Source organism: Faecousia intestinalis (assembly GCF_040096185.1).
In the GTDB taxonomy this organism is placed as follows: Bacteria; Bacillota; Clostridia; order Oscillospirales; family Oscillospiraceae; genus JAZOXB01.
Map to the genome: position 1 here is coordinate 1 of NZ_JBBMFF010000096.1, position 1,144 is coordinate 1,144.

Annotated in this window: 3 protein-coding genes and 1 pseudogene; all 4 read left to right on the top strand. The window is 50.6% G+C overall.

The window, feature by feature from the left end; all coding sequences use genetic code 11:
• The coding region (locus tag WMO66_RS01700; protein ID WP_349134683.1) for a terminase TerL endonuclease subunit at positions 1-225 on the top strand (225 nt) is incomplete at its 5' end.
• 77 nt (positions 226-302) lie between these two features.
• Positions 303-608 carry a type II toxin-antitoxin system RelB/DinJ family antitoxin gene (locus WMO66_RS01705; RefSeq protein ID WP_349134684.1) on the top strand — a complete coding sequence of 102 codons (306 nt, stop codon included), beginning with the start codon at positions 303-305 and terminating at the stop codon, positions 606-608.
• Positions 605-934 (top strand): type II toxin-antitoxin system RelE/ParE family toxin, encoded by a 330-nt coding sequence (locus WMO66_RS01710; RefSeq protein ID WP_349134685.1) that lies wholly within the window; start codon positions 605-607, stop codon positions 932-934. The genes WMO66_RS01705 and WMO66_RS01710 overlap by 4 nt, the downstream gene beginning before the upstream one ends.
• A 73-nt stretch (positions 935-1,007) precedes the next feature.
• A pseudogene (locus WMO66_RS01715) lies at positions 1,008-1,144 on the top strand (phage portal protein); the annotation flags it as partial.

The following is a 1,144-nucleotide window of genomic DNA, read 5'->3' on the forward strand; positions in this document are numbered from 1 at the left end:
CTGGAGCAGAAAATTGCCCACGGCGGACACCCCGTCCTCCGCTGGATGATGGACAACATCTTCATCCGCACCGACCCGGCAGGCAACATCAAGCCGGACAAGGAAAAATCCACAGAGAAAATCGATGGTGCTGTGGCAACGATTATGGCACTTGACAGAGCTATACGCTGTGGCAATGAGAATGTAGAGAGCGTATACGACACAAGAGGGTTGCTGTTTATCTGAAATTGTAAACTTCTTGCGAATTGCTTGCATATCGCAAGCAAAAGTGGTATACTATATTCGCAAGGAGGCGATAAGCTATGGCAAGAACTTCTAATGTATTCGCTCGTGTAGAGCCTGAAATCAAAGAGCAGGCCGAACAGGTACTGGATCAACTGGGTATCCCGATGTCCAATGCGGTCAGTATGTTCCTGCGGCAAATCGTTCTGCAGCGCGGCATTCCGTTCGAGGTGAAACTACCGGAGCGCAAACCGGTAGCTTTCGGGTCTTTGACGAAGGAGCAGCAGGATGCAGAGCTTGAGAAAGGCATGGCGGATATCCGTGCCGGTCGCACCCATTCTGCGCAAAGCGTCATGGATGAACTGAAAAGAGACTACGGCGTATGAATTGGGAAGTAGAATTCACCGACCAGGCAAAACAGGACCTTCGAGATATTCTGGACTATATCACCTATGAGCTGCAGGAACCGCAGGTCGCTGTGAACCTGGTACGGCAAATTACAAAAGAGATCCTCTCTTTGAACCAGATGCCCATGCGGTATCGGCTCTATGATGAGGAGCCTTGGCAAAGTCAAGGATTACGCTGCTTCCCGGTCAAAAACTATCTCATTTTCTATTACCCGGACGAAACCAAAAGCACGGTCTATGCCGTGCGTGTGATTTATGGTGGCCGGGATATCAGCCGTCAACTGAGCGAAACCGAAACGATCTGAATTCAACACAACGAGAGCATCTGTCTTCGGACAGGTGCTTTTCTTATGCCCATTTTGAAGGAGAGTGATGCGAATGGGTATCTTTTCAGGGCTGTTTAAATCCAGGGACAAGCCCCAAAACCGCACGATGGGAAGCAACTACGCCTTTTTCTTCGGCGGCACGACCTCCGGCAAAGCGGTGACGGAACGCTCCGCCATGCAGATGACCGC

Coding starts and splice junctions, on each gene's coding strand:
- WMO66_RS01705 (WP_349134684.1), top strand. CDS start 303: ATGGCAAGAACTTCTAATGTATTCGCTCGTGTAGAGCCTGAAATCAAA.
- WMO66_RS01710 (WP_349134685.1), top strand. CDS start 605: ATGAATTGGGAAGTAGAATTCACCGACCAGGCAAAACAGGACCTTCGA.